Here is an 8435-nt window from a genome sequence, read left to right as displayed (position 1 = left end):
GCCGCACCTGTGTTATGATAGAACTACCGAACGGAGGTGCTGTATGGGCACGAAGAAGAAATTCACACCAGAGGAACTGAAGCATCTGCAGGCAAACCCCTACACGCTGCGGGTGACGGCAGACAGCATATCCTACACCCTCGCTTTCAAGGAGGCGTTCTGGGCGCTCAGTCTCCAGGGCTACACCGGCACAGCCGCCTTCCGCAAGCTGGGCTATAACACGGAAGTTCTGGGTTTCGAGCGGATCCACAATACTACAAAGCGCATCCGGCGGGAGGCCAGATCGCCGGAGGGCTTTCATGAGGGCGCCCGGGGCGGTGTGCGTATACCAGGCGGCGGGAACAACCAGACAGAGGGGGCGTCCGCCCCGTCTGACGAAGCCGCCAGACGCATGAAACGGGAGATTTTGTGTCTCCAGCAGCAGATGGCGTTCTTAAAAAAAGTCATGCGGCTGCACGGCAAGCCGGGAGAATAGCCATGGACAGCACCGGAGAGAGCTTTGAGGCCATTCGCGCCGTGTTGGCGGATCGGAACAACATCCTCACCGTGAAGGACCTGTGCGAATTGGCAGGTGTCTCCCGCTCCGGCTACTACAACTGGGTGCGTTCTGAAAAAAACAGAGAGCTGCGGGAGGCGAAGGACCGGGCGGCATTCGAACAGATCCTGGAGGCATACCGGTTCCGGGGCTACGCAAAGGGCGTTCGCGGCATTCATATGCGGCTTTTGCACATGGGTATCCGAATGAACGTGAAGAAGATCCGCCGTCTGATGCGGAAATACAAGCTCACCTGCCCCATCCGAAAGCCGAATCCCTACCGCAGATTGCAGCGATCCATCCGAATGGGCAGCGCCGCGGAGAATTTGGTCAACCGGGAATTCGAGTCTCATGGGCCGAGAGCCATCCTCCTGACGGACATCACATACATCCCGCTCTGCGGCAGATTCTGCTACCTCTCCACGATCCTGGACGCCTGCACAAAGCAGGTCCTGGCCTATGCGATGAGCGAATCGCTGGAAGTGGATTTTGTTTTGGAAACGGTCCAGCTGCTGATAAAGCACCATGGGATCTCGCTGAGCAAGGAGACCGTGATCCACAGCGACCAGGGGACCCACTACACCAGTCTGAAGTTCATCCAGCTGGTGGAGAACAGCACGCTGCGGCGGTCCATGTCCCGCAGAGGGAACTGCTGGGACAACGCGCCCCAAGAGAGCTTCTTCGGGCACATGAAGGACGAGCTGGCCAGTGAGATCCCGGGGTGGACGTCTTTTGAGGATGCCAAAGCCTCCATTGACCGCTGGATGGATTACTACAACAACGACCGCTGCCAGTGGGATCTGGCGAAGCTATCCCCTAACGAATATTACCACTACATCACCACAGGTGAGTACCCCGCCGGTATGCTGCCGCTATGGGTCAAATGAAAATGTCCTTGACTTGGGGAGCACTTTAAGTTCACGCCTGCCTCCCGAAGATCGTTCTTTGAAGATATGCTTCCATGCGGTTTGCGCTGTCCTGCTTCATTTTTTCCGAAACATGACCGTACACATCAAGGGTAAAGGCAGCGGTTGCGTGTCCTAAATTGGACTGCACGGTTTTTACATCGTCCCCGTTTTGAAGGCATAGAACAGCGTAGGTGTGACGCAGACTGTGAACATTGGCTTTCTCCGCGCCAATCTGTCTGGCTATCCTCTTGAAGTGATCATATACGGTTTGCGGGCAGTAGTGATCGCCAAATTCCGTCGTGAAAACGAACCATGTATTCTGTTCTTCCGCAGAGCCCCATCCATGCCATGCAAGACCGGCTTTCATGCGCTGCTGCATCTGCTCATGCTTTCTCTCTTTCAGTAAGGCCAGTAGTGTCGGCGGAGGCGTCAGCAGACGCTCTCTGTCGTTTTTTAGCGGGGCCAGTGTGTAGCCACCAGCGCTCTTGGGCCGCTGCAGCAGTTGATGATGAATGCGAATCGTACCACGGTCAAAATCGATACAGTCCCATGTCAGGCCAATCGCTTCCGACTCTCTTACTCCGCTGAAGAGTATGAACTTCAAAATGGCACGATAGCTGTCCTGTTCGACCAACACTGAAAACTGTTGAATTTGCTTGTCGGAAAGAGTCTCAATTTCTTTTTGCTCTTTGCGTGGGAGAGTGGTCAACTGTGCCGGATTCGAGCGGATCATCTCATTCAACACCGCTTGATTGAGTGCCTTGCTGAGAACGCCATGCACATTGCGGATGGTTTTTGGTGACAGGGGTGGCTTGTCGTCTTCTCCGCGTTGAAGCCTGTTATATAGGGTTTGGATCATGTGCGGCTTCAGATCGGATAAACGGCATTGACCGATATACGGAATGATATGATACCTGCAGGCATTTTTGTAGTTTCGTATCGTTCCGTATTTCTTATCGCCCATGTATTCGTCCAGCCAGATATTAAGCCATTGTTCGAACGTTGTTTTATCCTGTGGGATATACGTTCCGCTGTCGATCTCCGCGGTGATTGCGGTAAGCTTTTATCTTACCTCCTTCTGCGTCTTGCCGTAGACGGATTTTTGAATTTGTTTTCCCGTTCCGGGATCAATGCCAAGGGTATAGCGCGCCTTCCAGCGCCCATCAGGACGCTGGCGGATCGTGCCGCCGCCCTTGGCTCCTTTTGTCTTTCGCGTTGCCAATGTTTCCTCCTTTTCTTCTGAAATCATAAAACGGCCAGTCAGTCCGTTGTTTTATCGTTGTTTGTCACTGTCGAGCCACGCGACAAAATCCTCGAGAGACAGCTTGCCTGCTACGCAGTCTGCACGCTTTGCACGCGCATCCTTCGACCATGCGGTGAACTCTGCCTTGGTCATCGTTCCGTACCGCACGCGGGCGTTGTGGGCCTTGTAGGAGCGTGTAAATTCCCTCGTGGCGGGATTCTTCATTTGCGTTTGTTGCTGCTTAAAATACGGCGGATTTATGTACTCAGGATTAAACATCGTTTCGGTAAAATACATTGCGCTTCCCCTTTCATTTGATTCAACAACATTTTAGCACTTTTTCATATTCATATACTTTGGGCCCCATTTCTGCTAAAGAGCAATAATTTTTGCAAAAATTTAACGTCACTCTTTGTAAAAATATTCTTTTACGGAAGGCGTGATAAATATTTCTGGAAAGCCTATGAACGCCAAAAAGCCTCGAGATCTTACGATCTCGAGGCTTTTTGCATGCCGCGCGGGATCTGCGCCTCCCCGTTCCTTCGGCTTGTCGGTCGTCCCAACGGCAATTTATGTTCCGCGCTTCCGCACGCGGAACTTTTCAATGCCTGGATGCTCAAAGCAGACCGTCTGCGATGGCCGAGTCGGATACGGCTGAAAATATATATCCGAATTGCGTGGATTTTCTTGCCTTTATCGCGCAATGTGATACACTATTGTTAGACTATATTTATTCTGAACAAGGGGTGCGGAGTTATGAATCATTCGGTCTTTCGTCAAAAAAGCATGGAAAAGATCACATCGCCGGAGCAGATGAACGATTATATCCGCGTTTCCAATCCAAGCGTATGGATGATCCTCGCGGCGGTCATTGTGCTTCTGATCGGCGTTTGCGTATGGGGTGCGTTCGGGCATCTCGATACCGTCGTACAAACCGGCGGCATCTGCGAGGACGGACGCTTGACGGTTTATTTGAGCGAGGGTGATTTTGCCAGATCAGACGGCGACGCCATCCTCTCGGTCGGCGAAGCCGAGTACGCGGCCGCGTCCGATGCGGCGGGCACGCCCATCCTGCTCGACGAAAGCACCGACCCTTATCTGCTCCATCTCATTGGGCTCTCCGCGGGCGACTGGGTGCACGCCCTGTCGGCGGAGGCCCCCGATCTCAAGGACGGCGTTTATACCGTATCCGTTATTATCGAGCGCGTCAGGCCCCTTGATTTCGTCCTGAACTGAGGTGTGCGAAGATGAGAGCAGCACAAAAGATCAAGTCGCCGATCACGGCGGGCGTCGCCAAGGTGCCCGTTGTCATGCAGATGGAGGCGCTGGAATGCGGCGCCGCAAGTCTTGCGATGATCCTTGCCTACTACGAAAAGTGGGTTCCGCTCGAGCAGGTGCGTCTGGATTGCGGCGTTTCACGGGACGGCTCGAACGCGCGCAACATTCTTCGCGCCGCGCGCAGCTACGGTCTTACCGCAAAGGGCTACCGGTATGAGCCGGAGGGGCTGAAAGCGAACGGAAAATTCCCCTGCATCATTCATTGGAACTTCAATCACTTTGTCGTTCTCAACGGCTTTCGGGGCAACAAGGCGGTGCTCAACGACCCCGCAAAGGGGACCTATTCCGTCCCGATGCAGACCTTTGACGACTCCTTCACCGGCATCTGCCTGTTCTTCGAGCCCGCCGAAGGCTTTGTTCCCGAGGGCAAGCCGCAGTCCATGCTGCAGTACGCGAAAAAGCGGCTGGTCGGCGCAGGGACCGCGATCGCTTTTGTAACATTGACCACGGTCATTTCGTCGCTGCTCGGCATTGTGACGCCGGCGTTTTCCCGTATTTTTCTCGACCGGCTGCTGACCGGCGAAAACCCGGAGTGGCTTATGTCCTTCACGCTTGCGCTCGCGGGCATCAGCGTGCTTCAGCTCATTGTCGCGTGGATCCAGGCGGTCTATTCCCTCCGGATCAACGGAAAGCTCGCAATGGTGGGAAATACCACCTTTCTGTGGAAAGTCCTGCACATGCCGATGGCGTTTTTCTCACAGCGTATGGCGGGAGATATTCAGGGCCGACAGAGCGCAAACGCGATGATCGCGGAGCAGCTTGTCGGCACGCTCGCACCGCTTGCCCTGAACGCCGCCATGATGGTGTTTTACCTGGTCGTGATGCTCCGCTACAGCGTGCTCCTCACGCTCATCGGACTCGTTTCGATCCTCGCCAACTTGGTCCTTTCCAGCGTCATTTCAAAAAAGCGGATCAACCTCACCCGCGTGCAGATGCGCGACGCGGGCAAGCTCGCCGGAACGACCGTCGCCGGCATCGAGATGATCGAAACGATCAAGGCGAGCGGCGCGGAGAACGGCTTTTTTGAAAAGTGGGCGGGTTATCAGGCGAGCGTCAATACCAGTCAGGTCCGCTTCCAGCGCATGAACCAGCTCCTCGGACTGCTGCCGGCGCTTGTCAGCTCGATCTGCAGCACCGCGGTCCTGATGACGGGCGTGTTCCTCGCGATGCAGGGCAGCTTTACCGTCGGCATGATCATGGCGTTTCAGGGCTTTTTATCCTCCTTCCTCTCCCCCGCAACGACGCTCATTTCGGCGGGACAGACGCTGCAGGAAATGCGCACCGATATGGAGCGGATCGAGGACGTGATGCGCTATCCCGACGACGACATCTTTGCGGAAGACGGCGGCGATGAGAGCACGGAATACGGCAAGCTGTCCGGCAGCATCGAGCTCAAAAATGTCACCTTCGGCTATTCGCGCCTTGCCGAGCCGCTGATCCGGAATTTCAACCTCACGCTCAAGCCCGGGGACCGCGTGGCGTTCGTCGGCGCTTCGGGCTGCGGAAAATCCACGATCTCCAAGCTGATCTCCGGCCTTTATAAGCCGTGGAGCGGCGAGATCCTGTTTGACGGAAAACCGATCTCGCAGATCGACCGCTGCGTGTTTACCGGCTCTCTCGCCGTGGTGGATCAGGATATTATTCTCTTTGAGGACACCATCGCAAACAACATAAAAATGTGGGATAACTCCATCGAGGACTTCGAGATGATCATGGCGGCGCGGGATGCCCAGCTGCATGAGGACATCATGCGGCGCGAGGGCGGCTATCAGTATAAGCTGACCGAGGGCGGCAAGGACCTCTCCGGCGGGCAGCGCCAGCGCATGGAGATCGCCCGCGTGCTTGCGCAGGACCCCACGATCATCCTTTTGGACGAGGCGACGAGCGCGCTGGATGCGAAAACGGAATACGACGTGGTGCGCTCCATCAAGGACCGCGGCATCACCTGCATCGTGGTGGCGCACCGCTTATCCACCATACGCGACTGCGACGAGATCATCGTGATGGAGCAGGGCAATGTCGTGGAGCGCGGGACGCACGAGGAGCTGATGAAAAACGGCGGCGCCTATACGCGCCTGGTGTCCAACGAGTAGGAGGTGACGACACGATGGGCTGGTTTGACGAACAGATAAAAGAGCGCAGGCAATACGACGACGATGCGTTTTCCGAGGCCTTTGCGAATATGGCGTCCGCCGTGATGGGAAAGCGGTTCGAGGCGGCGTTCACCAGCGACCGCGCCGTTACCAAGGACGCGATCGACGAAATATTGAAATACTACCATGTAAAGAGCCGGGAGGTCCCCGACAGCATCAAGGATGTGAACGAGCAGCTTGAGTTCCTGATGCGCCCGTATGGCATCATGCGGCGCACGGTGAAGCTGGAGGACGGCTGGTACCGCGACGCCGTAGGCGCAATGCTCGGCACCCTGTCGGAGAGTGGACGGGTCGTGGCGCTCATTCCGTCCGGTCTTTCCGGCTACAGCTTCTTTGACTATGAAACCGGAAAGGCGCGGCGCATCACACGCAAAAATCAGCACCTGTTTGACGATGAGGCGATCGCGTTTTATAAGCCATTTCCGCTCAAGAAGCTCAGCATCGCTTCGCTCTCGGCCTACATCGCGCAGACCCTTTCCGTCTCCGACTTCGTTTTGATCGCGCTGGCAACGCTTGCCGTGTCGCTCGTGGGGCTGCTCTCTCCGATGCTCAGCCGGCTGCTGTTTGATCGCGTGCTGCCCTCCGGGAATACGCGCATTCTTCTCGCGCTTGCCGCCTTTACCGTCTGCGTCTCCGTCAGCACGCTGCTTCTCTCCGCGGTAAAAAGTATGCTTACAGCGCGGATCGAAACAAAGCTGAATCTATCGGTCGAGGCGGCGACTATGATGCGCGTCATGTCGCTGCCGGCGGATTTCTTCAAGCAGTACAGCGCGGGCGAGCTCTCCAGCCGCGCGGCGCAGGTCGGCCCGCTGTGCCGGATGCTCGTATCGACGGTCTTATCGACCGGACTGACCTCGCTGTTCTCCCTTATATACATATCGCAGATCTTTGCCTATGCGCCGATGCTCGTCGCACCGGCGCTGGCGATCCTGCTCGTCACGGTCGTTTTCTCGGTGGTCTCCTCCCTGGCGCAAATGAAGATCAGCACAGAGCAGATGACGCTTTCCGGGCGGGAGAGCGGTATGACCTACGCGCTGATCACAGGGATACAGAAGATCAAGCTGGCGGGCGCGGAGAAGCGCGCCTTCGCGAGATGGGGCAACCTCTACGCGCAGAGCGCAAAAATGACGTACGATCCGCCGATGTTCCTGAAGCTCAATTCCGTCATCAGCCTTGCCATCAGCCTCACGGGAACGCTCGTCATGTATTATATGTCAGTAAGAGCCGGCCTGTCTGTGGCGGATTACTATGCCTTCAACACGGCCTACGGCATGGTCTCCGGCGCGTTTCTGTCGCTCGCCGGGATCGCGCTGAGCGCGGCGCAGATCAGGCCCATTCTCACGATGGTCCAGCCGTTTTTTGACGCGGTCCCCGAGGTCTCGGACGGCAAGCAGGTCATCGAGCGGCTGTCCGGCGGCATCGAGCTGAACAACGTCTCCTTCCGGTACAACGAAAATATGCCGCTGATCCTCGACGATCTTTCGCTCAAGATCCGTCCGGGGCAGTATGTCGCCATCGTCGGCCGGACCGGCTGCGGGAAATCCACGCTGCTTCGTCTGCTCCTGGGCTTTGAAAAGCCGCAGAAGGGCGCCATTTATTACGACGGCAAGGATCTGGAGCGGATCGACCTGCGCTCCCTGCGCCGCCGCATCGGCGTTGTGATGCAGAACGGAAAGCTGTTTCAGGGCGACATTTATTCCAACATCGTGATCTCCGCGCCGTGGCTGTCGCAGCAGGACACGTGGGAGGCGGCGGAGCTGACCGGCATCGCCGAGGACATTCGCCGAATGCCCATGGGCATGAATACGGTCATATCGGAGGGCTCGGGCGGCATATCCGGCGGGCAGCGTCAGCGGCTGATGATCGCCCGCGCCATCGCGCCGAAGCCCAAGATTTTGATGTTCGACGAGGCGACGAGCGCGCTGGACAACATCACACAGAAAAAGGTGTCGGAGTCGCTGGACCGGCTGAAGTGCACCCGCATTGTCATCGCCCACCGCCTGTCCACCATCAGACAATGCGACCGCATCCTCGTGCTCGACCAAGGAAAGATCGTCGAGGACGGGACCTATGACGAGCTGATCGCCGCAAGCGGCTTCTTCGCCGAACTGGTGGCCCGCCAAAGGCTGGACGACGTACCGGACGCCGCTTTGTAACGGCGCTACACGCCGCGCGGAAGATTTTTTGAGAAAATTTTCCGATTGCATTAGCCTTTTCCGCTTCCGGTTCGTATCAAGAAGCAAAGGAGAAAGAAATGG

At 56.6% G+C, this 8435-nt stretch carries 8 protein-coding genes; 5 read left to right on the top strand and 3 right to left on the bottom strand.

Annotated features, from left to right (window positions below; genetic code table 11):
- The first annotated feature begins 43 nt into the window (after nt 1-43).
- Nucleotides 44-475, top strand: coding sequence for an HTH domain-containing protein (locus ACMKFF_RS00830; protein WP_419495746.1), 432 nt, complete (start codon nt 44-46; stop codon nt 473-475).
- A 2-nt stretch (nt 476-477) separates the two neighbouring features.
- Nucleotides 478-1422 (top strand): IS3 family transposase, encoded by a 945-nt coding sequence (locus ACMKFF_RS00825; protein ID WP_419495745.1) that lies wholly within the window; start codon nt 478-480, stop codon nt 1420-1422.
- 31 nt (nt 1423-1453) lie between these two features.
- Here the strand turns inward: ACMKFF_RS00825 and ACMKFF_RS00820 are convergent, their stop codons facing one another.
- From ACMKFF_RS00820 to ACMKFF_RS00810, 3 genes are read right to left on the bottom strand one after another with little or no spacing between them, the layout of a single operon-like run.
- Nucleotides 1454-2464 (bottom strand): tyrosine-type recombinase/integrase, encoded by a 1011-nt coding sequence (locus ACMKFF_RS00820; protein WP_419495747.1) that lies wholly within the window; start codon nt 2462-2464, stop codon nt 1454-1456.
- Nucleotides 2465-2506: 42 nt separating this feature from the next.
- Complete coding sequence (locus tag ACMKFF_RS00815) at nt 2507-2665, bottom strand: hypothetical protein (RefSeq protein ID WP_419495744.1); 159 nt, start codon at nt 2663-2665, stop codon at nt 2507-2509.
- Nucleotides 2666-2716: 51 nt separating this feature from the next.
- A complete protein-coding gene (locus ACMKFF_RS00810; protein ID WP_178749979.1) occupies nt 2717-2983 on the bottom strand; it encodes a hypothetical protein in 267 nt (88 codons plus the stop codon).
- A 459-nt stretch (nt 2984-3442) separates the two neighbouring features.
- On the opposite strand from ACMKFF_RS00810, the gene ACMKFF_RS00805 reads away from it, so the two are divergent.
- The 3 genes from ACMKFF_RS00805 to ACMKFF_RS00795 are packed head-to-tail and all read left to right on the top strand — an operon-like array spanning nt 3443 to nt 8333.
- On the top strand, nt 3443-3922 hold the full coding sequence (locus ACMKFF_RS00805; protein ID WP_419495743.1) for a hypothetical protein: 480 nt from the start codon (nt 3443-3445) through the stop codon (nt 3920-3922).
- A gap of 11 nt (nt 3923-3933) precedes the next feature.
- Nucleotides 3934-6117 carry an NHLP family bacteriocin export ABC transporter peptidase/permease/ATPase subunit gene (locus ACMKFF_RS00800; protein ID WP_178749984.1) on the top strand — a complete coding sequence of 728 codons (2184 nt, stop codon included), beginning with the start codon at nt 3934-3936 and terminating at the stop codon, nt 6115-6117.
- A 14-nt stretch (nt 6118-6131) separates the two neighbouring features.
- The gene (locus ACMKFF_RS00795) at nt 6132-8333 is read left to right on the top strand and encodes an NHLP bacteriocin export ABC transporter permease/ATPase subunit (RefSeq protein ID WP_419495742.1); all 2202 of its coding nucleotides are present in this window, start codon (nt 6132-6134) and stop codon (nt 8331-8333) included.
- Nucleotides 8334-8435 lie beyond the last annotated feature (102 nt).

Origin of the sequence: Faecousia sp. (assembly GCF_048519415.1) — a bacterium.
Lineage (GTDB): Bacteria > Bacillota > Clostridia > Oscillospirales > Oscillospiraceae > JAZOXB01.
The sequence above is the reverse complement of the archived record's forward strand: the minus strand, read 5'-3'. Positions and strand labels throughout refer to the sequence as shown.